The organism is Streptomyces sp. NPDC021115 (assembly GCF_044333065.1).
Taxonomy (GTDB): Bacteria; Actinomycetota; Actinomycetes; order Streptomycetales; family Streptomycetaceae; genus Streptomyces.
In genome coordinates, this window is record NZ_JBIRQF010000027.1 from 31,576 (window position 1) to 55,423 (window position 23,848).

At 71.5% G+C, this 23,848-nt stretch carries 26 protein-coding genes; 11 read left to right on the forward strand and 15 right to left on the reverse strand.

The genetic code is table 11. The features are described 5' to 3' along the window. Positions 1–25: 25 nt before the first annotated feature. The gene (locus ACH4TL_RS42305; protein WP_398329679.1) at positions 26–589 is read right to left on the reverse strand and encodes an FABP family protein; all 564 of its coding nucleotides are present in this window, start codon (positions 587–589) and stop codon (positions 26–28) included. A gap of 274 nt (positions 590–863) precedes the next feature. On the opposite strand from ACH4TL_RS42305, the gene ACH4TL_RS42310 reads away from it, so the two are divergent. After that, complete coding sequence (locus ACH4TL_RS42310) at positions 864–1,226, forward strand: DsrE family protein (protein ID WP_009716112.1); 363 nt, start codon at positions 864–866, stop codon at positions 1,224–1,226. A gap of 15 nt (positions 1,227–1,241) precedes the next feature. Here ACH4TL_RS42310 and ACH4TL_RS42315 read toward each other — a convergent pair whose 3' ends face one another. The 7 genes from ACH4TL_RS42315 to ACH4TL_RS42345 form a co-directional block, all read right to left on the reverse strand. Then, positions 1,242–1,499: a DUF3099 domain-containing protein gene (locus ACH4TL_RS42315; RefSeq protein ID WP_398329676.1), complete on the reverse strand. Its 258-nt coding sequence runs from the start codon at positions 1,497–1,499 to the stop codon at positions 1,242–1,244. Positions 1,500–1,608: 109 nt separating this feature from the next. Then, positions 1,609–1,896, reverse strand: a complete 288-nt coding sequence (locus ACH4TL_RS42320; protein ID WP_361490272.1) for a DUF1416 domain-containing protein — start codon at positions 1,894–1,896, stop codon at positions 1,609–1,611. 36 nt (positions 1,897–1,932) lie between these two features. After that, positions 1,933–2,772, reverse strand: coding sequence for a sulfurtransferase (locus tag ACH4TL_RS42325; RefSeq protein WP_398329673.1), 840 nt, complete (start codon positions 2,770–2,772; stop codon positions 1,933–1,935). Positions 2,773–2,929: 157 nt separating this feature from the next. Then, on the reverse strand, positions 2,930–3,010 hold the full coding sequence (locus ACH4TL_RS42330) for a putative leader peptide (protein ID WP_350962106.1): 81 nt from the start codon (positions 3,008–3,010) through the stop codon (positions 2,930–2,932). 187 nt (positions 3,011–3,197) lie between these two features. Beyond that, complete coding sequence (locus ACH4TL_RS42335; RefSeq protein ID WP_398329670.1) at positions 3,198–3,884, reverse strand: DUF2993 domain-containing protein; 687 nt, start codon at positions 3,882–3,884, stop codon at positions 3,198–3,200. An 84-nt stretch (positions 3,885–3,968) separates the two neighbouring features. Then, positions 3,969–5,216: a hypothetical protein gene (locus ACH4TL_RS42340; RefSeq protein WP_398329667.1), complete on the reverse strand. Its 1,248-nt coding sequence runs from the start codon at positions 5,214–5,216 to the stop codon at positions 3,969–3,971. An 11-nt stretch (positions 5,217–5,227) separates the two neighbouring features. Next, positions 5,228–5,503: a MoaD/ThiS family protein gene (locus ACH4TL_RS42345; protein WP_398329664.1), complete on the reverse strand. Its 276-nt coding sequence runs from the start codon at positions 5,501–5,503 to the stop codon at positions 5,228–5,230. 123 nt (positions 5,504–5,626) lie between these two features. Between ACH4TL_RS42345 and ACH4TL_RS42350 the strand changes: the two genes are divergently transcribed. Beyond that, complete coding sequence (locus tag ACH4TL_RS42350; protein WP_398329661.1) at positions 5,627–7,372, forward strand: ABC transporter ATP-binding protein; 1,746 nt, start codon at positions 5,627–5,629, stop codon at positions 7,370–7,372. A 37-nt stretch (positions 7,373–7,409) separates the two neighbouring features. Further along, positions 7,410–9,365, forward strand: coding sequence for an ABC transporter ATP-binding protein (locus ACH4TL_RS42355; protein ID WP_398329658.1), 1,956 nt, complete (start codon positions 7,410–7,412; stop codon positions 9,363–9,365). A gap of 15 nt (positions 9,366–9,380) precedes the next feature. Here ACH4TL_RS42355 and ACH4TL_RS42360 read toward each other — a convergent pair whose 3' ends face one another. Next, the gene (locus tag ACH4TL_RS42360) at positions 9,381–10,280 is read right to left on the reverse strand and encodes an alpha/beta hydrolase (protein ID WP_398329655.1); all 900 of its coding nucleotides are present in this window, start codon (positions 10,278–10,280) and stop codon (positions 9,381–9,383) included. A gap of 263 nt (positions 10,281–10,543) precedes the next feature. Between ACH4TL_RS42360 and ACH4TL_RS42365 the strand changes: the two genes are divergently transcribed. The 6 genes from ACH4TL_RS42365 (at position 10,544) to ACH4TL_RS42390 (ending at position 16,661) form a co-directional block, all read left to right on the forward strand. Next, positions 10,544–11,347: a response regulator transcription factor gene (locus ACH4TL_RS42365; RefSeq protein WP_398329652.1), complete on the forward strand. Its 804-nt coding sequence runs from the start codon at positions 10,544–10,546 to the stop codon at positions 11,345–11,347. A 23-nt stretch (positions 11,348–11,370) separates the two neighbouring features. Next, positions 11,371–12,393 (forward strand): LacI family DNA-binding transcriptional regulator, encoded by a 1,023-nt coding sequence (locus tag ACH4TL_RS42370; protein WP_398329649.1) that lies wholly within the window; start codon positions 11,371–11,373, stop codon positions 12,391–12,393. 99 nt (positions 12,394–12,492) lie between these two features. Further along, a complete protein-coding gene (locus ACH4TL_RS42375; RefSeq protein ID WP_398329646.1) occupies positions 12,493–13,623 on the forward strand; it encodes a S1C family serine protease in 1,131 nt (376 codons plus the stop codon). Positions 13,624–13,699: 76 nt separating this feature from the next. Beyond that, the gene (locus ACH4TL_RS42380; RefSeq protein WP_398329643.1) at positions 13,700–14,440 is read left to right on the forward strand and encodes a response regulator transcription factor; all 741 of its coding nucleotides are present in this window, start codon (positions 13,700–13,702) and stop codon (positions 14,438–14,440) included. Next, entirely contained in the window at positions 14,437–15,855 is a 1,419-nt protein-coding gene (locus ACH4TL_RS42385) for a sensor histidine kinase (RefSeq protein WP_398329640.1), read from the forward strand. Before ACH4TL_RS42380 ends, ACH4TL_RS42385 begins: the two co-directional genes overlap by 4 nt. A 65-nt stretch (positions 15,856–15,920) precedes the next feature. Beyond that, a complete protein-coding gene (locus ACH4TL_RS42390) occupies positions 15,921–16,661 on the forward strand; it encodes a response regulator transcription factor (protein ID WP_398329637.1) in 741 nt (246 codons plus the stop codon). A gap of 1 nt (position 16,662) precedes the next feature. Here the strand turns inward: ACH4TL_RS42390 and ACH4TL_RS42395 are convergent, their stop codons facing one another. The 5 genes from ACH4TL_RS42395 to ACH4TL_RS42415 form a co-directional block, all read right to left on the reverse strand. Next, positions 16,663–18,627 (reverse strand): ABC transporter ATP-binding protein, encoded by a 1,965-nt coding sequence (locus ACH4TL_RS42395; protein ID WP_398329775.1) that lies wholly within the window; start codon positions 18,625–18,627, stop codon positions 16,663–16,665. A 121-nt stretch (positions 18,628–18,748) separates the two neighbouring features. Continuing rightward, complete coding sequence (locus tag ACH4TL_RS42400; RefSeq protein ID WP_391185112.1) at positions 18,749–18,877, reverse strand: hypothetical protein; 129 nt, start codon at positions 18,875–18,877, stop codon at positions 18,749–18,751. 269 nt (positions 18,878–19,146) lie between these two features. Beyond that, on the reverse strand, positions 19,147–20,538 hold the full coding sequence (locus ACH4TL_RS42405) for a DUF2993 domain-containing protein (RefSeq protein ID WP_398329633.1): 1,392 nt from the start codon (positions 20,536–20,538) through the stop codon (positions 19,147–19,149). A gap of 120 nt (positions 20,539–20,658) precedes the next feature. Next, positions 20,659–20,919, reverse strand: coding sequence for an RNA recognition motif domain-containing protein (locus tag ACH4TL_RS42410; protein WP_398329630.1), 261 nt, complete (start codon positions 20,917–20,919; stop codon positions 20,659–20,661). Positions 20,920–21,036: 117 nt separating this feature from the next. Next, complete coding sequence (locus ACH4TL_RS42415; RefSeq protein ID WP_398329627.1) at positions 21,037–22,167, reverse strand: NADH:flavin oxidoreductase; 1,131 nt, start codon at positions 22,165–22,167, stop codon at positions 21,037–21,039. A gap of 94 nt (positions 22,168–22,261) precedes the next feature. Between ACH4TL_RS42415 and ACH4TL_RS42420 the strand changes: the two genes are divergently transcribed. Beyond that, a complete protein-coding gene (locus tag ACH4TL_RS42420) occupies positions 22,262–22,618 on the forward strand; it encodes a MerR family transcriptional regulator (protein WP_398329624.1) in 357 nt (118 codons plus the stop codon). A gap of 30 nt (positions 22,619–22,648) precedes the next feature. Here the strand turns inward: ACH4TL_RS42420 and ACH4TL_RS42425 are convergent, their stop codons facing one another. After that, positions 22,649–23,101 (reverse strand): Lrp/AsnC family transcriptional regulator, encoded by a 453-nt coding sequence (locus tag ACH4TL_RS42425; protein WP_398329621.1) that lies wholly within the window; start codon positions 23,099–23,101, stop codon positions 22,649–22,651. A gap of 111 nt (positions 23,102–23,212) precedes the next feature. Here ACH4TL_RS42425 and ACH4TL_RS42430 point away from each other — a divergent pair, with 111 nt between their 5' ends. After that, positions 23,213–23,830 carry a LysE family translocator gene (locus ACH4TL_RS42430; protein WP_398329618.1) on the forward strand — a complete coding sequence of 206 codons (618 nt, stop codon included), beginning with the start codon at positions 23,213–23,215 and terminating at the stop codon, positions 23,828–23,830. The last annotated feature ends 18 nt before the right edge of the window (positions 23,831–23,848 follow it).

Here is a 23,848-nt window from a genome sequence, read left to right on the forward strand (position 1 = left end):
GGGCCCCGGAGGGCCTGGCGGCCGCTCAGCGGAAGAAGGCGATCCCGTCGTCCGGCAGGTCCTTGAGGTCCTTGGCCCACTCGCGCGGGTCGACGACCTTCTTCAGGTGCGCGGACATGTACGGGCGCAGCTCGACCTCGGGGGTGGCCTTCTCGCCGACCCACATCAGGTCGCTCTTGACGTAGCCGTACAGCCGCTTGCCGCCCGAGTACGGGCCGGAGGCGGAGGTGCGCGCCACGGCGTCGGTCGCGAGGTCGATCTGCGGCTTGCCGTCCGCCAGCTCGCCGTACCAGACCTCGACGACGCCCGAGTCGCGGATCATCACGACCTCGACCTTGCGGTCCTTGTCGATCCGCCAGTATCCGGACTCGGATTCCAGCGGGCGGACCTTCTTGCCCTCGGAGTCCAGGACCCAGGTGTGCGAGATGTACTCGATGAAGTCGCGGCCGTCGTGGGTGAAGGTCGCTTCCTGCCCGAAGTTGCACTTCTCGGCACCGGGGAAGTCCGATACGCCGGCGCCTTCCCAGTTGCCGAGGAGGAAGGCCAGCGGCACCAGGTCCGGGTGGAGGTCGGAGGGAATCTCGATCATGGGTTCAGACGATCCGTCGCTAGGCGGGCGGGGGCGTTGTCAGGGGCGGGAGCGCTCAGCGCTGGCCCTGGTACAGCTTCTTCCAGGTCAGCCCGACGAAACCGAGGCTGGCCACGATGACCAGGATCAACAGGGTGGTGAAGACTGCCTCAAGCACGAGCTGCTCCTCGCAGGGGATGACGGACCGGCTCCGATTCTAGTCGCCGGTTCCGGCCGCCGGTCGGGTGGGCGGCTCCGGGCCGTACGGCGCGGCGGAATGCCTAGGCTGTACGGCATGGCGAACAAGCTGGTGATCAAGGTGACGGCGGGCGCGGACGCGCCCGAGAGGTGCTCGCAGGCGTTCACGGTGGCGGCGGTGGCCGTGGCGAGCGGGGTCGAGGTCTCGCTGTGGCTGACCGGCGAGTCGACGTGGTTCGCGCTGCCGGGCCGGGCCGCGGACTTCTCGCTGCCGCACGCGGCGCCGCTGCCGGAGCTGATCAGCGGCATTCTGGCGGGCGGGACGATCACGGTGTGCAGCCAGTGCGCGGCCCGGCGGGAGATCGACGAGGCGGATCTGATCGAGGGCGCGCGGATCGCGGGGGCACAGGTCTTCGTGAGCGAGATCATGCCGGACGGCGTGCAGGCGCTCGTCTACTGATTCTCGGCGCGGATCTCAGTGCCGGTGGTGGTGTTCGTCCAGCTCCCGCCACCACCGGTCGGACTCCGGGTCGCCCGACTCGTCCCACCAGCGGTCCTGTGGACCCCGGCGGTTGGCGACGATGGCCGCGAACGGCGGGATGACCATCGCGACGATGCACATCGCTACGGCGGCGGGGACGGACCACAGACGCACAAAGGCCCAGGCCGAGATGAAGAGCGTCAGACACGCGCCCATCAGGAAGAAGTATGCGTGGCGGCGTCGCGCGTACATATGGCCAGGATACGTCCGGGGGCCCCGCGCCGACAGGCGGAAGGGCCGCATCCCGCCGAGGCGTCCAACCCCGGGATGCGGCCCTTCTGCGGTACGACGCGTGGTGGCGTCAGACGGTGATGGCGACCTCCGCCAGACCGCCCTTCTGCGCGACGACCGTGCGGTCGGCGGTGCCGCCCGGGACCAGGGCGCGGAGCGTCCAGGTGCCCTCGGCGGCGTAGAAGCGGAACTGTCCGGTCGCGGAGGTGGGAACCTCGGCGGTGAACTCGCCCGTGCTGTCCAGGAGGCGCACGTAGCCGGTGACGGGCTCGCCGTCGCGGGTCACCTGGCCCTGGATCGTGGTCTCACCGGGCTTGATGGTCGAGGCGTCGGGGCCGCCTGTCTGCGCTCCACACATGTGTCTGTCCTTACGTTCTTCGGGGGAGGAGAGGGGTCAGCTGCCGGAGCCGAGCTCGATCGGCACGCCCACCAGCGAGCCGTACTCGGTCCAGGAACCGTCGTAGTTCTTGACGTTGGTCTGGCCGAGCAGCTCGTGCAGCACGAACCAGGTGTGCGCGGAGCGCTCACCGATGCGGCAGTAGGCGATGGTGTCCTTCGACAGGTCGACGCCCTCGCCCTCGTACAGCTCCTTGAGCTGGTCGTCGGACTTGAAGGTGCCGTCGTCGTTGGCCGACTTCGACCACGGGATGTTGGCGGCGCTCGGGACGTGGCCCGCGCGCTGCGACTGCTCCTGCGGGAGGTGCGCCGGGGCGAGCAGCTTGCCGGAGAACTCGTCGGGCGAGCGGACGTCGACGAGGTTCAGGTTGCCGATGGCCGCCACGACGTCGTCGCGGAAGGCGCGGATCGAGGTGTCCTGCGGCTTGGCCTGGTACGCGGTCTTCGCGCGGGTCGGGACCTCGGCGACCAGGTCGCGCGAGTCCAGCTCCCACTTCTTGCGGCCGCCGTCGAGCAGCTTCACGTCCTGGTGGCCGTAGAGCTTGAAGTACCAGTAGGCGTACGCCGCGAACCAGTTGTTGTTGCCGCCGTAGAGGACGACGGTGTCGTCGTTGGCGATGCCCTTCTCGGACAGCAGCTTCTCGAAGCCCGCCTGGTCCACGAAGTCACGGCGCACCGGGTCCTGGAGGTCCTGCTTCCAGTCGATCCGGACGGCGTTCTTGATGTGGTTCTTGTCGTAGGCGGACGTGTCCTCGTCGACCTCGACGATGACCGTCTTGGGGTCATCGATGCGGGCCTGTACCCAGTCGGCGTCCACCAGGACGTCACTGCGGCTCATGTATCTCTCCTCCGGGGCAGTTGCGGCGGTACGGGCGCTCGACGCGCGGCGCTGCGCGGAGCCTGGTCGCGAGCGTACGAGCGGAGTGCGGGGAGGCCCGGCAGACGGGCCGGAGGGGCGGGGCCGAAGCTGCGGTGGCCGTGCGCGCCCTCGGTTTTCAGACGGCGCGACAGAGCATGGCGGCGACGCGGCACAGGTCGACTGCCCGCCGCTTCGTGAGGTCCGCCTGTCGCTTCATGTGTCCGATCGTAAGGACGGACGGGCGGGCATGTCACCGGTGTGTCGCATAATGAGACGACTGTGTCCGCGATGTGGACAACAGGGGGTGCGGAAGGCCACGCACAGCGGCCGCCGGGGTCTCCGGCGGCCGTCGGTGTCTGTCATCGCGGACGTGATCGTCTCAGTGGCTGGACGACTGGTCGGGATCAGCCCGTCAGTGCGACGTTATTACCCGTGACGGAGACGTCTATGCCGTCCGGGCCGGTCTTCACCGTCTCCAGCCGCATGCCCTTCGGCATGCCGTCGATCTTCCGCTCCATGTCGGTGCGCTCGCGCACCTTGTCCTCCCACTGCGGGATGGAGCCGCCCGGGATGCGCTCGGCGTGCAGCCGGATCGTGTCGCCGTTCACGATGGTCACCTTGGAGCGGGCGCTGAGGCTGAAGCCCAGCAGATTCCCGGTGATCTTGACCTGGTTGTTCCCCGCCGGGTCGTAGCCCACCGTGACCCCGGGGCCCGCGGCCCGTGAGAGGTCCGCGTAGGAGATGTGGGCCGAACCGCTTGCCCGGTTCGCGGTCGCCGTCGAGAAGTTCCCCCCGATGCGGACGTCGCGCAGCTGGGCGTTCAGCTCGGAGACGCGGACGGTGGTCCCGCCGCCCGCGTCCGTCGTCAGCCCGTCCAGCCCGACGTCGACCTCGTCCAGCTCCTTGCCCACGACCTGGGTCAGGAACGGGAATCCCTTGATGGAGACGCTGGGGGCGTTGGTCAGCCCCTCCGAACTCTTGATCTTGTCGGCGGCCTTGGACTCGGCCATGGACACCGCCAGCCGGTCGGCGCCGACGAAGAGGCCGCCGAGTATGACGGCGACGATCAGTGTGATGCGTAGTGCGCGCATGTACGTAGATCCCCCAGGCTCTCGCTCAGGCCCTCGCCTGATGCAGCGAGCCTAGCCGGAGCGGACACCCGGGGGCATTGCGCATCAGACCAGGGCGCGGCCGAGGACGTAGACGGCGGGGGCGGCGGCCGCGAGCGGCAGCGCGACCCCGGCCGTCATGTGGACGAAACGGGACGGGTAGTCGTACGCCGCTACCCGCAGCCCCACCAGCGCACACGCCCCGGAGGCGAGCCCCAGCACGGCGGCGGCGCCGGTTCCGGTGCCGGTGAGCTGCCCGGCCCCGACGCCCGCTCCGGCCGCCGCGAGCAGCCCGAGCACGACGGCGGCGGGCGTCGGCAGCGGCAGCGCGCGGGCCAGCACGCCCACGGCGACCGCGGCCGCGCCCACCACCACGGCGTCCGAGGACTCGGCGGCCGCGGCCAGATGCCCGGCCGCGATCACCGTGACGGCGGTCGAGGCGACCGCGGCGGTCAGCCCGTACAGCCGCTCGTCCGCCGAGGCGTGGCTGCGCAGCTGGAGGACGATCACCAGCAGCAGCCAGACGCCGAGCGTGCCGATGAGCACCGTCGGGGCGTGGGCACGGCTGGTGGCGAGCAGCCCGGCGTCGGCCGCCAGACCGCCCAGGAAGGCGAGCGCGATGCCCTGCCGGGCGGGCCACATGCCGTTCAGCCGGAACCATCCGGCCGCCGTGACCGCCTGGAGCAGCGCCACGACCACGGCGACCGCGGGCGCGCCGAGCGGCGCGGTGGCCGCGAGCAGGCCGGCGAGCACGGCCGTGAGGGCGGCGGGCTGGAGCCCGGGGTCGACGATCTGCGGGCGGCCCTCGGCGCGGGCCTTCTCGGCGGCGGTCATCGGCCGGTCGGGCTCGGGCGGGGCGGGCTGCTGTGCGGCAGGCTGCTGTGTGGCGGGCGCGGGATGCTGTGCCTGCGGGGCGGGCTGCGCCTGGGGTCCGGGGTGCGCCGGGCGCTGTGCCTGGGCGGGCTGCTGGTACTGGGGGTGCTGCTGCTGTGCGTAGTGCTGCTGCTGGTCCCAGCCCGCCGCGTACTGCTGCTGTTGCTGGCCCTGGTACCCCTGCTGCGCGGCGGCGTACGGATCGGCGTACGGCTGCTGCTGGTACTGCTGTTGCTGCGGCTGCTGGGGCTGGTGTCCGTAGTGCTGCTGCTGCGGGTAGCCGTACCCGGGCTGGCCCTGGCCCTGGTCGTACGAGCCGTACGCGCCGTACGCGCCGTAGGGATCGGCGGGCGGTTGTTGCTGCTGCTGTCCCTCGTACGGCGGCGGGTATGCCCCGTACGGCTGCTGTGGGTCGTGTGGCTGATGCGGCTGGTTGCTCATGACGTCGTAGGTCACCCTCCTGCGAACGGCGGAAGCACCTCGACCGTGCCGCCCTCGGCCAGTTGGACCGTCTTGTGATCACGGGTGCCGACGGGCGCGCCGTCGACCAGGAACGAGCAGCGCAGCAGGACCCGGGCGAACTCCGGGCGCAGGGCGTGCCGCTCGCGGGCCGCGTCGAGCGCGTCGGCGAGCGTCGCCGCCGCGTACGGCTCCTCGGGCGTGCCGGCCGCCGCCCGGGCCGCGGCCCAGTACCGGATGGTTCCGGCGGGCGTGTTCTTCAGCGCCATCGCGTGTCCCTCTCCCGTCTTCTGCCGCCCTCCATGATGACGGGTGCGGAAGGGCCCCGGGGACGCCGTACGCCCTGGGGAAATCCCGGGCCGTTCCGGATCCTGCTCGCTTAAGGTTTCGGTGTGCTGTTCCGACTCATACGGGCGTATCTGCGGCCCTACACCCGAACGATCAACGTGATCGTGCTACTGCAGCTCGTACAGACACTGGCGACCCTCTATCTGCCCACCCTCAACGCCGACATCATCGATGACGGCGTCGTCAAGGGGGACACCGGCTACATCCTCACCCTCGGCGGTCTGATGATCGCCGTGACCCTGGTGCAGATCGTGTGCGCCATCGGCGCCGTCTACTTCGGCGCCCGCACTGCCATGGCGCTCGGCCGGGACATCCGGGCCGACGTCTTCGACCGGGTGCAGTCCTTCTCCGCCCGCGAACTGGGCCACTTCGGGGCTCCCTCGCTGATCACCCGCACCACCAACGACGTGCAGCAGGTGCAGATGCTGTGCCTGATGTCGTTCACGCTGATGGTGTCGGCGCCCATCATGTGCGTCGGCGGCATCGCCATGGCGCTCAATCAGGACGTGCCGCTCTCCGGGCTGCTGCTGCTGATCGTGCCGGTGCTGGGCATCGCCGTCAGCCTCATCGTGCGCCGGATGCGCCCGCTGTTCCGGCACGTCCAGGAGCGCATCGACACCGTCAACCGGGTGCTGCGCGAGCAGATCACCGGCATCCGGGTGATCCGGGCGTTCGTCCGCGACGGCCATGAGCGGGACCGGTTCACCGGCGCCAACACCGCGCTGATGGACGTGTCGCTGCGGGCCGGGCGGCTGATGTCGCTGATGTTCCCCACCGTGATGCTGGTGGTGAACGTCTCCAGCGTCGCCGTGGTGTGGGCGGGCGGTCACCGCATCGACAGCGGCGGGATGCAGATCGGCGCGCTGACCGCGTTCATCAGCTACCTCATGCAGATCCTGCAGTCGGTGATGATGGCCACCTTCATGTTCATGATGGTGCCGCGCGCCGAGGTGTGCGCCGAGCGCGTCCAGGAGGTGCTGGACACCGGGACCAGCGTCGTCCCGCCGCTGAAGCCGGTCGCGCCCCGGGCGGGGGCCGACGGCAGCCGCGGGCTGCTGGAGCTGCGGGGCGTGGAGTTCCGCTACCCGGGCGCCGAGGAGCCGGTGCTGCGGGACATCTCGCTCACCGCCCGCCCCGGCCAGATGACCGCCGTCATCGGCTCCACCGGCAGCGGCAAGTCCACCCTGCTCGGTCTGGTGCCCCGGCTGTTCGACGCGACCGACGGCAGCGTCCACCTCGACGGGGTGGACGTGCGCGACCTCGACCCCGCGGTGATGACCAGGTCCATCGGCCTCGTACCGCAGAGGCCGTACCTCTTCTCCGGCACCGTCGCCTCCAACCTGCGGTACGGCAAACCGGACGCCAGCGACGAGGAGCTGTGGCAGGCCCTGGAGACCGCACAGGCCCGGGACTTCGTGGAGGCCATGGAGGGCGGTCTGGAGGCGGCCATCGCTCAGGGCGGCTCCAATGTCTCCGGCGGGCAGCGGCAGCGGCTGGCGATCGCCCGCGCCCTGGTCCTGAGGCCGTCCGTCTACCTCTTCGACGACTCCTTCTCGGCGCTCGACTACACCACCGACGCCCGGCTGCGGGCGGCGCTGGGGGACGAGACGGGCAACGCGACCGTCGTGGTCGTCGCCCAGCGGGTGTCCACCATCCGCGGCGCGGACCGGATCGTGGTCCTGGACGAGGGGCGGGTGGTCGGCAGCGGTACCCACACCGAGCTGATGGCCGGCAACCGGACCTACCGGGAGATCGTGCTCTCCCAGCTCACCGAGCAGGAAGCCGCATGAAGCGGCCGCGCCGACCGTGTCGACCGAAGGGCAGCGTATGAGTACCCCGGCACCCCGCAGGGGCCCCGCGCCCGCCGCCGGTCCCGGCCGCTTCATGGGCGGCCAGCCCGTCGAGCGGTCCATGGACTTCCGCGGCTCAGGACGCCGTCTGCTGGGAGCCCTGCGCCCCGAGCGCGGCATCGCGTTCGCCGTGCTGGCCCTGTGCACGGTCAGCATCGCGCTGACGGTGCTGGGGCCCAAGGTGCTCGGCCACGCCACCGACCTGATCTTCGCGGGCATCATCGGGCGGCAGCTCCCCGAGGGCGCCACCAAGGCCGAGGCCGTCCAGCATCTGCGCGACAGCGGCCAGGGCACCGTGGCCGACATGGTCGCCTCGATGAACGTGACGCCAGGCCAGGGCATCGACTTCGGCGCCGTGGGCTCCGTCCTGCTGTGGGCGCTGGGCCTGTACGTCGTGGCCTCGCTGCTCAACCTGATCCAGGCGCGGGTGGCCACGACCGTCGTCCAGCGCGCGGTCTTCCGGCTGCGCGAGGACGTCGAACACAAGCTGGCGCGGCTGCCGCTGTCGTACTTCGACAAGCAGTCGCGCGGCGAGGTGCTGTCGCGGACCACCAACGACATCGACAACATCCAGCAGACGCTCCAGCAGACCCTCAGCCAGATCATGGCCTCGCTGCTGACCCTCGTCGGCGTGCTGGCCATGATGTTCTGGATCTCGCCGCTGCTCGCGCTGGTGGCGCTGGTCACCGTGCCGGTTTCGGTGCTGGTCGCGACGCGCGTCGGCAAGCGCGCCCAGCCCCAGTTCGTCGAGCAGTGGAAGACCACGGGCCGGCTCAACGCCCACATCGAGGAGATGTACACCGGCCACTCGCTGGTGAAGGTCTTCGGGCGGGAGCGGGAGTCCGCCGAGGTGTTCCGGGCGCAGAACGAGAAGCTGTACGCGGCGGGCTTCCGCGCCCAGTTCATCTCCGGGCTCATCCAGCCCGCGATGACGTTCATCGGCAACCTCAACTATGTGCTGGTCGCCGTGGTCGGCGGGCTGCGGGTGGCGAGCGGGGCGCTGTCGATCGGCGATGTGCAGGCGTTCGTCCAGTACTCCCGGCAGTTCAGCCAGCCGCTCACCCAGGTGGCGTCCATGGCCAACATGGTCCAGTCCGGCGTCGCCTCCGCCGAGCGGGTCTTCGAGCTGCTGGACGCGGAGGAGCAGAGCCCGGACCCGGAGGGGCCGGTCGGGCCGCGGACCGTGCTCGGCCAGGTCGAGTTCGAGGACGTCGCCTTCCGCTACCAGCCCGAGACGCCCCTCATCGAGGGTCTTTCGCTGTCGGTGAGCCCCGGCCAGACCGTGGCCATCGTCGGCCCGACCGGCGCGGGGAAGACCACCCTGGTCAATCTGCTGATGCGGTTCTACGAGGTCAGCGGCGGCCGCATCACGCTCGACGGCGTCGACACCGCGACCATGCCGCGCGAGGAGCTGCGCTCCCACATCGGCATGGTCCTCCAGGACACCTGGCTGTTCGGCGGCACGATCGCGGACAACATCGCGTACGGGTCGGAGGGCGCGTCCCACGAGGCGATCGTGGAGGCGGCGAAGGCCACCCATGTGGACCGCTTCGTACGCACCCTGCCGGACGGCTACGACACGGTGATCGACGAGGAGGGCGCGAACGTCAGCGTCGGCGAGAAGCAGCTGATCACCATCGCCCGCGCCTTCCTCTCCGGGCCGTCGATCCTGGTGCTGGACGAGGCGACCAGCTCCGTCGACACCCGCACCGAGGTCCTGATCCAGCACGCCATGGCCTCGCTGCGCACCGGCCGCACCAGCTTCGTGATCGCGCACCGGCTGTCCACGATCCGGGACGCGGACGTGATCCTGGTGATGGAGTCGGGCCGGATCGTGGAGCAGGGCAGCCATGACTCCCTGGTGGCGGCCGGTGGCGCGTACGCACGGCTGTACGCGGCCCAGTTCGCGGAGCCGGTGGCCGAGCCGGACTAGCGGCCGTGGACCGGGTCAGAGGGAGGCCAGGGCCCAGCCCGCGATCCGGTCCAGCAGCTCCGCCGGGGCCGCCGTCTCCGCGTGGCCGAAGCCCGGCTCGATCCACAGCTGGGCGGACGCCCGGTCCGCCGCCGCCATCAGCATCCGCGGATGGTCCAGCGGGAAGTACGGGTCCCGGTCGCCGTGCACGATCAGCAGCGGTGTCGGCGCGATCAGCGGGACCGCCGCCACCGGGGGCAGCGGTTCCGTCCGCCAGCCGCGGGCGTCGATCCGGGTGCGCAGCCCGTAGCGGGAGACCAGGCGGCCCGTCGGCCGGGTGACCGCCCAGTGGACGCGGCGCATCGGGGCCGTCCCCCGGTAGTACCAGCGCGCGGGGGCGCTCACCGCGACCACGGCGTCGGCTTCGGCGGTGTGCGCCCCTGTGCGCCCCTCGCGCTCCTGGTCCGGGTCTGGCTTGTTCTGCTCGTTCTGCTCGTTCTGCCTGTTCTGAGCGGTCAGCGCCGCATGGCGGAGCACCACCGAGCCGCCCATCGAGAAGCCGACCGTGATCACCCGCCGGTGGCCCAGGCTCCGGGCCCAGCGCACCGCGGCCGCCAGGTCGAGGACCTCCCGGTCCCCGACGGTGGACCGCCCGCCGGACCGGCCGTGGCCCCGGAACGAGAACGTGATCACGGCCGTGTGCTGGGTGAAGGCCGACGCCACCCGGCGCAGCGCGGGCCGCTCCAGGGAGCCGGTGAAACCGTGAGCGACCACGATCACAGGGGCCCGCGCGGATAGCCCGCCGCCCGCCAGGGAAGGCTCGTAACGGGTCTCGATCGGGACCCCGTCGTCGGTGAGCAGCGTGGCTCTCCGAGCGCCCGTGGCGGCCGGGGGAAGGAAACGGCGAGCAGATTCAGCCTCTCCACCGGGTGTCATGTGGGTTATTCTGCTGGGTGAAGGATCCGGGCAATGTCGCCCCCGGGTCCTTTTGTGCTTTCAGGGGCACCGCGCGCGTATGAGCGCTGAGACGCGCGTTTGCCCCGGGGAGTGCGAGCAGACCGTACGAAGCAGTAGCCGCAGACTCCCCCGGGTGAGGCCCGGGAGGTGCCCCTCTCGCAAGGGACCGAGGAGGAAACCGAGGCAATGGGCGAGCGAAGCGTGCACAACATCACGATCACGGCCGGGGCGGGTGGTGGACGATGAGTTCCCTCCTGCTGCTGACCAACGCACTCCAGCCCTCGACGGAGGTGCTCCCCGCCCTCGGCCTGCTGCTGCACAGCGTGCGGGTCGCCCCCGCGGAGGGCCCGGCCCTGGTGGACACCCCCGGAGCCGACGTCATCCTGATCGACGGCCGCCGCGATCTGCCGCAGGTGCGCAGCCTGTGCCAGCTGCTGCGGTCGACCGGCCCCGGCTGTCCGCTGGTCCTGGTGGTGACCGAGGGCGGGCTCGCCGCCGTCACCGCCGACTGGGGCATCGACGACGTGCTGCTGGACACCGCGGGCCCGGCCGAGGTCGAGGCCCGGCTGCGGCTGGCCATGGGCCGCCAGCAGATCACCACCGACGACAGCCCGATGGAGATCCGCAACGGTGATCTGTCGGTCGACGAGGCCACCTACAGCGCCAAGCTCAAGGGACGCGTGCTCGACCTCACCTTCAAGGAGTTCGAGCTGCTGAAGTACCTCGCCCAGCACCCGGGGCGGGTCTTCACCCGGGCGCAGCTGCTCCAGGAGGTCTGGGGCTACGACTACTTCGGCGGCACCCGCACGGTCGACGTCCACGTACGGCGGCTGCGGGCCAAGCTGGGCCCGGAGCACGAGTCGCTGATCGGGACCGTCCGCAACGTCGGCTACCGCTTCGTCACCCCGGAGAAGGTCGAGCGGGCCGAGCGGGCCGCCGCCGAGGACCGGGCCCGGAAGGCGTCCCGGGGGACCGGCTCCGGTCCGTCCGGCGACGGTGCGCGGTCCGCGCCGGAAGCGGGGCCCGCACGACCGGTCAAGACCTAGCTGGACCCGCGTAGACTTCGCGCGTGGCCAAGGTGACGCGTGATGATGTGGCAAGGCTGGCGGGAACCTCGACCGCGGTCGTCAGTTACGTCATCAATAACGGACCCAGGCCGGTCGCCCCGGCCACGCGCGAGCGGGTACTCGCCGCGATCAAGGAGCTGGGCTACCGGCCCGACCGGGTCGCCCAGGCGATGGCGAGCCGGCGGACCGACCTCATAGGGCTGATCGTCCCGGACGCCCGCCAGCCGTTCTTCGCCGAGATGGCGCACGCCGTCGAACAGGCCGCCGCCGAGCGCGGCAAGATGGTGCTGGTCGGCAACTCCGACTACCTGGACGAGCGCGAGGTGCACTATCTGCGCGCCTTCCTCGGGATGCGGGTGTCCGGGCTGATCCTCATCAGCCAGGGCCCCAGCGAGAACGCCGCCGCGGAGATCGAGGCGTGGGACGCCCGGGTGGTGCTGCTGCACGAGCGGCCCGAGGCGATCGACGACGTGGCCGTGGTGCTGGACGACATCGGCGGCGCCCAGCTCGCGGTGCGCCATCTGCTGGAGCACGGCCACGACTATGTGGCCTGCCTCGGCGGCACCGAGATAACCCCGACCGTCGGCGACCCGGTGACCGACCACGTCGAGGGGTGGCGCCGGGCGATGCGGGAGGCCGGGCGGTCCACGGAGGGGCGGCTGTTCCAGGCCCCGTACAACCGGTACGACGCCTACCAGGTCGCCCTCGGCCTGCTGGCCGGTCCCGACCGGCCCCCGGCGATCTTCTGCGCCACCGACGACCAGGCGTTCGGGGTGCTGCGGGCGGCGCGCGAGCTGCGCATCGACGTCCCCGGTGAGCTGGCGGTCGCGGGCTTCGACGACGTCAAGGAGGCGGGTCTGACCGACCCGCCGCTGACCACGGTCGGCTCCGACCGGCCCGCGATGGCGCGCGCGGCGGTCGACCTGGTGCTGGACGACGGGCCGCGGCTGGCGCTCTCGCGCCGGGAGCGGGTGCGGCAGTTCCCGTGCGCGCTGGTGGTGCGGCGCTCCTGCGGCTGTTCGTAAGCCCTGCCGGCCGTTCCTTATACCGGGCATACCGACTTCTGCCCTGGTTCTCAGCGGTCCCTCAGCTGGCTCTCATATTTCCGCCGCACAGTCATAGACATGACCGACAGCCAACGCCGTAGCGGCGATCACGAGCCCTATCCCTACGCGTATGGTGACGCGGCGGCCTACCCGCCTCCGCCCACTCATGAGCCGCAGACGCCGGTGACCACCCCCTCCGGGGTCACCGTGTGGCCGGGCGGCGGAACCGGCGGCCACGGCGGCATCGGTGGCGCGGGCGGCACCGGCGGTGGCGACACCACGGGGATACCGCACCCCGGCGGTGGCCGCCGCAAGCGGCGGCTCTCCCGGTCGGCCGGGCTGATCGCCGCGGTGGCGGTGGTCTCGGCGCTGGTGGGCGGCGGTACGGCGACCCTGGTCGGCCAGGCAGCCGACAGGGGCGACACGGCCGTCTCGACCCCCGTCGTCAACGCCAACTCCGCCAGCAGCGGCAACGGCGTGTCCGCGGTGGCGGCGGCCGTGAGCCCCAGCATCGTGGAGATCAGCGCGACGTCCACGGACGGCGAGTCCACCGGTTCCGGCGTGATCGTCACCAGCGGCGGCGAGGTCATCACCAACAACCACGTCGTCTCCGGCGCCGATTCGATCAAGGTGACGTTCAGCGACGGCAGCTCGAAGAGCGCGTCCGTCGTCGGCACCGACAGCGGCAAGGACCTGGCCCTGATCAAGGTGCGGGGCGCCAGCGGACTCAAGGCCGCTTCGCTCGGCGACTCCAGTCAGGTCAAGGTCGGCGACCAGGTCGTGGCCATCGGCTCGCCCGAGGGGCTGACCGGCACCGTGACCAGCGGCATCGTCTCCGCGCTCAACCGCGACGTCACCGTCTCCACGGACGAGAACCAGGGGCAGCAGCAGGACGGCGGCGGTCAGTGGCCGTTCGAGTTCGGCGGCGGCCGCTACAACGGCGACGTCGGCCAGTCGACGACCACGTACAAGGCCATCCAGACCGACGCCTCGCTCAACCCCGGCAACTCCGGCGGCGCGCTGATCAACATGAAGGGCCAGATCATCGGGATCAACTCCGCGATGTACGCCCCGGCGTCCGGCTCCGGCCAGAGCAGCAGCGCGGGCAGCATCGGGCTCGGCTTCTCGATCCCGGTCAACACCGTCAAGGCCGACCTCTCCGCCCTGCGCGACGGCGGCAGCGGCAGCGGCAGCGGCAGCAACAGCTGAGCCGCCCCGGAAGCGGCTGGTCGTGCGAGGCTGACAGCATCGCTCCCCGCCCCGCCCACCGTGAGGAAACCGATCCATGAGCCCCGCCGACCACGGCGATCAGCCCGCCCGCATCCTGATCGTCGACGACGAGCCGGCCGTCCGCGAGGCGCTTCAGCGCAGCCTCGCCTTCGAGGGCTACGCGACCGAGACCGCCGTCGACGGGCTGGACGCCCTGGAGAAGACCGGTACCTATGACCCGGAGCTGATCGTGCTCGACGTGCTGATGCCCCGCATGGACGGGCTCACCGCCGCCCGGCGGCTGCGCGCCACCGGGGTGACCGTGCCCGTCCTGATGCTCACCGCACGCGACACGGTCGGCGACCGGGTCACCGGCCTCGACGCGGGCGCGGACGACTACCTCGTCAAGCCGTTCGAGCTGGACGAGCTGCTGGCCCGCATCCGCGCCCTGCTGCGCCGCAGCTCGTACGCGGCCGCGGCGGGCGCGCCGGTCGCCGACGACGACTCCATGTCCTTCGGCGACCTGCGCATGGACCTGACGACCCGCGAGGTCACCCGGGGCGGGCGGCGCGTGGAGCTGACCCGCACCGAGTTCACCCTGCTGGAGATGTTCCTCGCGCATCCGCGCCAGGTCCTCACCCGCGAGCAGATCCTGAAGGCCGTATGGGGCTTCGACTTCGAACCGTCGTCCAACTCGCTGGACGTGTACGTGATGTATCTGCGCCGCAAGACGGAGGCGGCCGGGGAGCCGCGGCTCGTCCACACGGTGCGCGGCGTGGGGTACGTCCTGCGGTCGGCGGACGGCGAACCGTCGTGAGGTTCCGCGGACTCCCGCTGCGTTCGCGGCTGGCCCTGCTGACCGCGGTGGCGGTGGCGGTCGCGGTCGCGGTGTCGGCGTTCGCGTGCTGGCTGATCGTCCGCGAACAGCTCAGCGCCCAGCTCGACTCGTCGCTGCGCAGCGTCAAGGTCGACGAGCGCAACGTGGTGAGCATCCTGGACGCCTGCCAGAACCCCGACGGCGCCGACGGCCACACCCCGCGCGCCCTCGGCTCGTACTCCGTGCAGATCGTGCTGCCCGACGGCAGCCGCTGCACCCAGCCCGGGGCGGCGGAGCTGCCGGTGAGCGCCGCGGACGTGGCGGTCGCCACCGGGCAGCAGCCCACCGCGCTGCACGACGCGACCGCCGACGACGGCCGCGACATGCGGGTCTACACCTACCGGCCGTCCGGCGGCCCCGACAGCCCGCTGCCGCGCGGCATCGCCGTCTCCATGAGCCGCCCGCTCAGCGAGGTCCAGGACCCGCTGAACACGCTCACGCTCGTCCTCGCCCTCGTCACGGGCATCGGCGTCCTCGGCGCCGGGGCGGCCGGGCTGTGGATCGCCCGCACCGGGCTGAAGCCGGTGGACCGGCTGACCCATGCCGTCGAGCACGTGGCCCGCACCGAGGACCTGGCCGTCCGCATCCCCGCCGAGGGCGACGACGAGATCGCCCGGCTGTCCCGGTCGTTCAACGCCATGACCGCCGCCCTCGCCTCCTCCCGCGACCGCCAGCAGCAGCTGATCGCCGACGCCGGGCACGAGCTGCGCACCCCGCTCACCTCGCTCCGCACCAACGTCGAACTCCTCGCCCGCAGCGACGAGACCGGCCGCGCCCTGCCGCCGGAGGACCGCAAGGCGCTCATGAGCAGCGTCAAGGCGCAGATGACCGAACTGGCCGCGCTCATCGGCGACCTCCAGGAGCTGTCCCGGCCCGACGCGCTGCCCGGCGCCGGACCGCTCCAGGTGGTCGCGCTGCACGAGATCGCGAACACCGCCCTGGAGCGCGCCCGGCTGCGGGGCACCGGGCTGACCCTCGACGCCTCGATCGAGCCCTGGTACGTACGCGGCGAGGCGGCGACCCTGGAACGGGCGCTGGTCAACCTCCTCGACAACGCCGTGAAGTTCAGCCCTTCGGGTGGTGTCGTCGATGTCGCGCTCAGAGGAGGCGAGCTGACGGTGCGGGACCATGGCCCCGGCATTCCGGACGATGAACTCCCGCACGTCTTCGAGCGGTTCTGGCGCTCCCCGTCCGCCCGCAGCCTGCCCGGCTCCGGGCTCGGGCTGTCCATCGTCGCCCGTACCGTCCAGAGTTGCGGCGGCCAGGTGGGGCTGCGGCCCGCACCGGGCGGCGGCACCGTCGCCTGGCTCCGACTCCCCGGCGCCCCGACCGCCCCGCCCGAACTCGACGCCTGACCTTCTCAGCCCCCGGACACGCCGGACCCAGCGGGCGCACAGCCTCGGGCACCAGGTTTGAGCCCATGCACGAGACTTCCCGGATCCTGGTCGTGGACGACGAGCCTTCGGTGCGCGAAGCCATCGGCAGAGCCCTGCGCTTCGAGGACTACGAGGTCGACACCGCGGGGGACGGCGTCGAGGCGCTGCGGCGCATCGAGGCGGAGCCGCCCGACCTGGTGCTGCTCGACGTGGTGCTGCCCGGCCTGGACGGGCTGGCCGTCACCCGCCGCGTCCGGGCCTCAGGACGCACCGTGCCGATCATGATGGTCACCGGGCGGGACTCGGTCGGCGACCGCATCGTCGGCCTCGACAACGGCGCCGACGACTACCTGGTCAAGCCGTACGCGGGCGAGGAACTGCTCGCCCGCGTCCGCGCGCTGCTGCGCCGCGGCCGCACCGCCGCCGCCGCGCCGCCCGTCGTCACGCCGTCCCCCTGGCAGGCCCCGGCCCGCCCGGAGCCGGGCGCGCGGCTGGCCTTCGGGGACATGACCCTGGACACCCTCACCCGCCAGGTCACCCGCTCCGGCCGCCGACTCGACCTCACCAAGACCGAGTTCACCCTGCTGAAGCTCTTCCTGACCCGCCCCCGCCAGGTCCTCAGCCGCGCCGCGATCCTCCGCGACGTCTGGGGCTTCGACTTCGAGCCGTCGTCCAACACCCTCGACGTGTACGTGATGTACCTGCGCCGCAAGACGGAGGCGGGCGGCGAACCCCGCCTGGTCCACACGGTGCGCGGCGTCGGCTACGTGCTGCGGACGGACTAGGTCAGGACGACGGGCCGAGCTGGATCGTGGGGTGTGATCCGGTGTCCGTCAGGGAGCCGTTCTGGGAGCCGTGGAGGCGGGCGTAGGCGCCGTCGCGGGCGAGGAGTTCGCGGTGGGTGCCGGTCTCCACCAGGCGGCCGTGGTCGAGGACCAGGATGCGGTCGGCGTCCGGGGCCAGGTTGAGGTCGTGGGTGATCATGATGGTCGTACGGCCCGCCATCAGCCGCCGCAGCGGCCGCACCACGCGGCGCGCGGCCAGCGCGTCGAGGCCGGTGGTGGGTTCGTCCAGGACCAGGACGGGCGCGTTGCGCAGCATGGCGCGGGCGATGGCGATCCGTTGCAGCTGACCGCCGGAGAGCTGGGCCGTGTGCGGGTCGATCGGGGTGTCGTAGCCCTGCGGCAGGGCGCGGATGAACTCGTCCGCGGCCGCGTCCTGCGCCGCCCTGACGATCTCGTGGTCGCTCGCGCCGGGCCGTCCGCACGCGATGTTCTCGCGGATCGTGTCGTGCAGGATCAGCGTCTCCTGCGGCAGCAGGGTCACGTGGTCGCGGAGGAAGGTGAGCGGGAGGGCGTGCAGCGGCACCCCGTCCAGCCGTACGTAGCCCTCGCCCGGGTCGTAGAAGCGCAGCAGCAGCTTGGAGACGGTCGACTTGCCCGCCCCGCTCGCCCCGGTGATCAGGACGAACTCCCCCGGACGGGCGGTCAGCGACACCCCGGCCAGGGTCGGCCGCTCGGCGCCCGGGTAGCGGAAGCCGACGCGGTCGAACTCCACCGTGCCGTGCACCCGCCACGGCGCGACGGCCGCGCCCGGCGCGGGGTCGCGTACGGCCGGTTCGGCGTCGAGGACCTCCAGCAGCCGTTCGGCGCCCGCGGTCGCGGCGGTGAGGGTCAGGCCCAGCTGTCCGAGGTTGCGGATCGGCGGGTAGAGGTAGCCGAGGAAGGCGGCGAAGGCGAGCAGCTGGCCGATCGTCATCCGGTCCTGGGAGATCTCCCAGGCGCCGAGGCCGATGACGGCGAGCACGCACAGCGTCTCGATGACCTCCACCAGCTGCTCGTACAGCTCGCTCATCCGCGCCCCGGACACCGAGGCCCGCATCCACGCCCCCGCCTCCCGCCGCAGCCGGTCCTCCTCGGCGGACTTGCGGTTGTACGCCTGGGTCAGCACGACGTTGGCCAGGGACTCCTCGACCACCGAGGTGATGGCGCCGTCGGCGACCCGCTCCTCCCGGGCGACCGACTTGATGCGGCCGGAGAAGCGCCGCGCGGCCAGCCAGAACAGCGGCGCGAGGACGAAGGTGGCAAGCGCCAGGTCCCAGCGGAGCGTGAAGGCGGCGACCGAGAAGAAGACGGTGCTGAAGATCGCCGACACGGTGCCCACCACCCCGGACACCACCATCTGCTCGATGGCGTCGATGTCCCCGGTGAGCCGTTCCAGCAGATCGCCCTGGCGGTGGCGGGAGAAGAAGTGCGGCGGCAGGTCCTGGACGTGCCCGAAGACCCGGGCCCGCAGCCGCATCACGAAGCGTTCGGCGGTCCAGACGGCGAGCGAGTTACCGGCGTAGCCGACGCCCGCGCCGAGGACGGCGACCGCGAGCCACTGCGCCGCGGGGCTCCAGAACGCGCTGAGCGACCCCTGCCGCAGGGCGTTGTCGGTGAGGTCGGAGAAGAGCAGGATCGCGGCGGTCTCGGCGAGCGCAGCGGCGATCACACAGACGCAGATCAGCACGATCCAGCGGCGGTCGCCCCTGGTGAGCGGCCAGAACCGGCGGAACGCCAGCCGCGCCGGAAGCTGCGGCGCGGCCGGTGCGGCCTCCTCGCCGTCCTCAGCCGCCACGGGGGCGTACGCGTGCTCCTCGGGCAGCGGCTGCACCGCCCGCTGGTGGCGGCCGTACGGGCGGGGCCGCCCGGAACGCCGGTGCCGGCCGCGGCCGGTGGCGGCGTCGGGCGCGACCAGGCGCAGCTGCATGGTGGCCTGGTCGTCGTACGGGGGTGGGGGCGGGGGTGTGGTCACTGGGTCTCCCGGGTCCGGAAACGGCCGAGGCGGGCCCGTGGCGCGATTGCCACGGGCCCGCCTTTCAGGGGGTGGTTCAGCCGCCGATGGGGCGACGGGGCTGCTTCTTGTGCGGGGGCTTCGGGGCGCCCGGCTTCGGGTGGTGCTTCTTCTGCGGCGCGGGCTTGCGGGCGGGCTTGACCGGGGCGATCTTCTTGAAGCTCATGATGTTTTCCTCTCGGGAATTCTCGGATTCTTGTGTCTTCGCCGTTCGGCCCTTTTTTCTGGGCCGTTCGGCTTCGACACGGAAAACATTAGGAGCGCTTTCCGTGAGCCAGTTCGGTCTCCGCTGTGCGTAAGCCAAGAACCGACTGACGGATTTCTCAGGAGAGCGCGGGAACCGCCGCGCGGCCGGGTGCGTCCATGACGAAGGGGCCGGTGGCATGTCGCCACCGGCCCCTTCGACGGGTCACCTCGCCATGGGAATTACGGCCGTTACGGCCTCTTGCCGAAGCCCATCTTCGTGCCGGTCAGATCGGCCACGATCCCGTCCGGCTCCACCCCGATGTTCTCGATCTTGATGTCCTTGGCCTTTTCCGGCAGCTGGAACGAGAGCGACAGCTTCTCCGACAGCTCGGGCAGCTTGTACCTGGTGAGCGCCGCGGCCACCGTCGGGTCGATGCCGAGCTTCTTGACCAGCTCGGGGTGCTCGTTCGTCACGTCGACGAGATTGACCTTCGTCAGCGCGGGCACGAACTCCGGCGACCCGGTGATCTTGTCCAGCTGGCGGTCGTCGTTGCGCGCCCGCCCGGCCGGTTCGGGAGCGATCCCCAGCCGCTCCGCCACCGACGGGACCTCCAGCAGCGCCCTCGCCTTCGCGGTGTCGTCGCTGATCTTCTTGGCCGCCTTGGGGTGCAGCCGCAGCCCGGCGTTCTTGCCCGGCCGGTAGGTGGCGATCCCGGGGATCTCCAGCCGCATGTCCGTCACCTCGGTGGAGATCCCCCGGTCTCCCTGGCGCCGGATGTGGGCCATGGCGTGGAGCAGTACGTCCTGCCCGGCCACCGGCAGCTTGCCGTCCGCGCGCACCGAGTTGGGGCCGTACGCCCGGAACCGCACCTGGGAGGCGCCGAGTTCCCGGTCGAGGTCCTCGAAGGCGAGCAGCACGTTGCCGCGCATGCGCTCCACCACGGCGCCCTTGATGGAGGTGGGCAGGTCGGCGTTCAGCCGGATGTCCTGGGCCTGGACGTTCACCTCGGCGAGCGAGACGCGGTCGGCCGCCACGTCGGGCACCGCCACGTCGACCTGGTCCAGCTTCTTGTCCAGCACCTGGGTGAGGAACGGGAAGCCGTGGATGGTCACGTTGGGCGCGGTGGCCAGCTTGAGCTTCTTCTGGAGCGCGGCCTCCGCCTTGCGCTCCACGTACATCACGGCGACCCGGTCGGCCAGCACCGCTATCGTCGCGAGCACCAGCACGCCGATGACCAACTTCGCGGTGAGCGGCACCGCTTTGAAGCGGCCACGGCCGCGCCGCCTGCCGCGCCGGGAGCGGCCGTGGTCGGGCGGCGACCACGGCTCGCCGTCCACTCCGTCCGGGCCGTCCTTGCCGGTGCCGCCGCCCGCGCTGCCGAGGTCGGAGGTGTCGTCGTCGTCCGGCTTCAGTCCGAGGCCGAGCGGGTCGTCCGGGTCGTACGGATCGGCCAGCTCGGCGAGTTCCTCGTACGGGTTGTTGTACGAGGTGCCCGGCTCGCGGTACGGCTCGCGGTGCGCGTCGTTCCGCGCCGCGTCGTACGGGGCGTTGCCGGGCGCGGCGCTCTGCGACTCGTGGGGAGTCGAGTCGCTGTGAGAATTGTGGGGACGAGGTGAAGATATGCGTGTGGGGGATCGCATCGACCAATCCCACCACGCCACATGGCTCCGCCCGCAAGTCCTAGCGGCGATACGTGGCGAACCGCACGCTCGCGCGGAGGCCGCCGCAGTGCCCTCGACTGATCGTCCCCACGCCCCCGTTCACCGCCCGCCGCGCGAAACCGCCCGCGCCTCGGTGACGGTGACGCTCCGTCCGTTCATCTCCTGTCCATCCAGCTGGGCCATGGCCTTCTCGGCGGCCATGTCCGCCATCTCCACGAACCCGAACCCCCGTGAGCGCCCGGTGTCCCGGTCGGTGATGACGGTCGCGTCCATCACCTCGCCGAACTGCCCGAACCACTTCTCCAGGTCGTCCTTCGTGGTCTGGTAACTCAGATTGCCCACATGCAGCCGCTTCGACATGACCCGCTCTCCCTGCCTGTTCCGGGACGCCGTCAAGGGGGCGCCAATCGGGTCAATCGTCGCAGTGAGGGAGAAAGCGGGCCATCGCGATGGGGCCGAACCGGTGACCCGGCGAGGTCAGTGCAGGGTCTGGAGCTGGTCGGTGGAGAAGGGGATCAGGGCCTCGGTGTCCCCGGTGAGCACCTTCCGGGCCCACTCCGGGTCGGCGATCAGGGCGCGGCCGATCGCGATGAGGTCGAACTCGTCCCGCTCCAGCCGCTCCAGCAGCTTCTCGATGCCCGTCACCCCGGTCCTGGCCCCGGCCTGGAACATCGCGGGGTCGAACTCCTTGTCCAGGCCGACCGAGCCGACGCTGATGGTGGGCTTGCCGGTGAGCTTCTTGGTCCAGCCCGCGAGGTTCAGGTCCGAGCCCTCGAACTCCGGTACCCAGTAGCGGCGGGTGGAGGAGTGGAAGGCGTCCACCCCGGCCTCCGCGAGCGGGGTGAGGATCGCCTCCAGCTCCTGCGGGGTCCCGGCGAGCCGCGCGTCGTAGTGGAACGCCTTCCACTGCGAGGTGCGCAGGACGATCGGGAAGTCCGCGGAGACGGCCTTCCGGCACGCGGCCACGATCTCGGCGGCGAAGCGGGTACGGGCGACCGGGTCACCGCCGTAACCGTCGGTGCGGTGGTTGGTGCGCTCCCACAGGAACTCGTCGATCAGGTAGCCATGGGCGCCGTGCAGTTCGACGCCGTCGAAGCCGGTGCGTTCCGCGGCCGCCGCGGCCTCGGCGAAGGCGGCGATCACGTCGTCCAGGTCGTCCTGGGTCATGGCCCGGCCCGCCGGGTTGCCGTCCAGGCCGATGCCCGACGGGCCGACCGTCGGGGCGTCCGGGGACGGGCCCGAGCCCTCGGCGCGCGTCGCCCCGACGTGCCAGAGCTGCGGCATGATCCGGCCGCCCGCGCGGTGCACCTCGGCCACCACGTTCTTCCAGCCCGCAAGGGCGTCCTCGCCGTGGAAGCGCGGCACCCGGACGCTGTCCCCCGCCGCGTCGTGGCCGACGTACGTGCCCTCGGTGATGATCAGCCCGACCCCACCGGCCGCCCGGCGCGCGTAGTACCGCGCCACATCGGCGCCGGGGACGCCGTCCGGCGAGAACTGGCGCGTCATCGGCGCCATGGCGATCCGGTTCGGCAGGGTGAGCCCGCCCAGGGTGAACGGGCGGGACAGGGTCTGAGCCGCGCGGTCGGCGGCAGCGCTGCTGGCAGGCACGTGAATGCTCCTCGAAGCAGGATGGTGATTCGCGGAGCTAAGCTAAAACCTGACGTTGACGTCAGGGGCAAATGTCGCAGGGAGGAACCCGTCGGTGCGCATCGGTGAACTCGCCACCAGGGCAAGCGTGAGCGTACGCGCGCTGCGCTACTACGAGGAGCAGGGCCTGCTCAGCGCGGCGCGCAGCGCCAGCGGTCAGCGCCACTACCCGGAGAGCGCGGTCGGCCGCGTCCGGCTGATCCAGCAGCTGTACGCGGCGGGGCTGCCCAGCCGGACCATCGTCCAGCTGCTGCCGTGCGTCGACACGGGCTCGGCGACCCCGGCGATGATGGAGCTGCTGCTGGCCGAGCGCGACCGCATCGTGCGCCAGATCGGCGAGCTGGCCGACGCCCGCGACCGGCTCGACGTCGTCATCGCGAGCACGAAGGACCACGCCTGCGCGCCCCAGTAGTCACAGCCCGAGTCGTCACAGCCCGAGTCGTCACAAGGGGAGTGCCCGGTCCTCCACGACCGCCTTCATGACCAGGGTCGAGCTGAGCCGCTGCACACCGGGGAGCGTCGCCAGCCGCTCGTCGTACAGCTGCTGGAAGGCGGGCAGATCGCGGGTCACGACGCGCAGCAGGTAGTCGGGGTCGCCGAACAGCCGCTGCGCTTGAAGGACGTTGGGGATCTCGGCGACGGCCTGCTCGAAGTCGGCGACGGTGTCGCCGGACGCGTCGCGCATCGTGATGAAGACCAGCGCGTCGAAGGTCAGCCCGAGGGCGTGCGGGTTGAGGTGCGCGCGGTAGCCGCTGATCGCGCCGGAGCGCTCCAGCGCGCGCAGCCGCCGGTGGCAGGGCGAGAGGCTGAGGCGCACGCGCTCGGCCAGTTCGGTGACGGTCAGCCGCCCGTCTTTTTGAAGCTCGGCAAGGATTTTCCGGTCCATGTCGTCCATGGGGAAGATTCTCCCTCACAGCGTGCGATCACGGGGTAAAGAAGGGAACACTTTCGGGCAGATCCGGCCTAACCTTCCTCTCGCAAGGAAGCACGTGAGAGGGAACGAACGATGGACACGACGACGCTGGCGGCATTCCTGGCAGTGGATCTCCTGCTGGTGTTCACCCCCGGCGCGGACTGGGCCTACGCGATCGCGGCGGGTCTGCGCGACCGGTCGGTCGTCCCGGCCGTCGCCGGGCTGATAGCCGGATACGCGGGGTACACCCTGCTCGCCGTCGCGGGTCTGGTGGTGATCGTGGCGAGTTCGGCGACCCTGCTCACCGCCCTGACCGTCGCCGGGGCCGGGTACCTGGTGTGGCTCGGCTGGGGCGTGCTGCGGCAGCCCGCCACCGTGGCGGCGTCCGAGGAGGCCATGGGCTCCTCCCGCTTGCAGATCATGCTCAAGGGGGCCGGGATCAGCGGCCTGAACCCGAAGGCGCTGCTGCTGTACTTCTCGCTGTTCCCGCAGTTCATCAAGGTGGGCACGGGCTGGCCGGTCGCCGCGCAGACGGGGCTGCTCGGCGGGCTCCACATGGCCGCCTGCACCGTCGTCTACCTCGCCGTCGGCCTCCTGGCCCGCACCGTGCTGAAGACCCGGCCGTCGGCGGCCCGCGCGGTCACCCGGGCCTCCGGCGCCATGATGATCGTCATCGGTGGGTTCCTGCTGGTGGAACGGCTGGCCGGTTAGGGGCGTCTGCCCGCCCGC

Coding starts and splice junctions, on each gene's coding strand:
- ACH4TL_RS42400 (WP_391185112.1), bottom strand. CDS start 18,877: ATGAGCTTCAAGAAGATCGCCCCGGTCAAGCCCGCCCGCAAGCCCGCG.
- ACH4TL_RS42340 (WP_398329667.1), bottom strand. CDS start 5,216: ATGAGCAACCAGCCGCATCAGCCACACGACCCACAGCAGCCGTACGGG.
- ACH4TL_RS42320 (WP_361490272.1), bottom strand. CDS start 1,896: ATGTGTGGAGCGCAGACAGGCGGCCCCGACGCCTCGACCATCAAGCCC.
- ACH4TL_RS42335 (WP_398329670.1), bottom strand. CDS start 3,884: ATGCGCGCACTACGCATCACACTGATCGTCGCCGTCATACTCGGCGGC.
- ACH4TL_RS42430 (WP_398329618.1), top strand. CDS start 23,213: ATGGACACGACGACGCTGGCGGCATTCCTGGCAGTGGATCTCCTGCTG.
- ACH4TL_RS42310 (WP_009716112.1), top strand. CDS start 864: ATGGCGAACAAGCTGGTGATCAAGGTGACGGCGGGCGCGGACGCGCCC.
- ACH4TL_RS42425 (WP_398329621.1), bottom strand. CDS start 23,101: ATGGACGACATGGACCGGAAAATCCTTGCCGAGCTTCAAAAAGACGGG.
- ACH4TL_RS42375 (WP_398329646.1), top strand. CDS start 12,493: ATGACCGACAGCCAACGCCGTAGCGGCGATCACGAGCCCTATCCCTAC.
- ACH4TL_RS42405 (WP_398329633.1), bottom strand. CDS start 20,538: ATGCGATCCCCCACACGCATATCTTCACCTCGTCCCCACAATTCTCAC.
- ACH4TL_RS42380 (WP_398329643.1), top strand. CDS start 13,700: ATGAGCCCCGCCGACCACGGCGATCAGCCCGCCCGCATCCTGATCGTC.
- ACH4TL_RS42360 (WP_398329655.1), bottom strand. CDS start 10,280: ATGACACCCGGTGGAGAGGCTGAATCTGCTCGCCGTTTCCTTCCCCCG.
- ACH4TL_RS42355 (WP_398329658.1), top strand. CDS start 7,410: ATGAGTACCCCGGCACCCCGCAGGGGCCCCGCGCCCGCCGCCGGTCCC.
- ACH4TL_RS42410 (WP_398329630.1), bottom strand. CDS start 20,919: ATGTCGAAGCGGCTGCATGTGGGCAATCTGAGTTACCAGACCACGAAG.
- ACH4TL_RS42305 (WP_398329679.1), bottom strand. CDS start 589: ATGATCGAGATTCCCTCCGACCTCCACCCGGACCTGGTGCCGCTGGCC.
- ACH4TL_RS42315 (WP_398329676.1), bottom strand. CDS start 1,499: ATGTACGCGCGACGCCGCCACGCATACTTCTTCCTGATGGGCGCGTGT.
- ACH4TL_RS42325 (WP_398329673.1), bottom strand. CDS start 2,772: ATGAGCCGCAGTGACGTCCTGGTGGACGCCGACTGGGTACAGGCCCGC.
- ACH4TL_RS42390 (WP_398329637.1), top strand. CDS start 15,921: ATGCACGAGACTTCCCGGATCCTGGTCGTGGACGACGAGCCTTCGGTG.
- ACH4TL_RS42395 (WP_398329775.1), bottom strand. CDS start 18,627: ATGCAGCTGCGCCTGGTCGCGCCCGACGCCGCCACCGGCCGCGGCCGG.
- ACH4TL_RS42345 (WP_398329664.1), bottom strand. CDS start 5,503: ATGGCGCTGAAGAACACGCCCGCCGGAACCATCCGGTACTGGGCCGCG.
- ACH4TL_RS42330 (WP_350962106.1), bottom strand. CDS start 3,010: ATGAAGCGACAGGCGGACCTCACGAAGCGGCGGGCAGTCGACCTGTGC.
- ACH4TL_RS42365 (WP_398329652.1), top strand. CDS start 10,544: ATGAGTTCCCTCCTGCTGCTGACCAACGCACTCCAGCCCTCGACGGAG.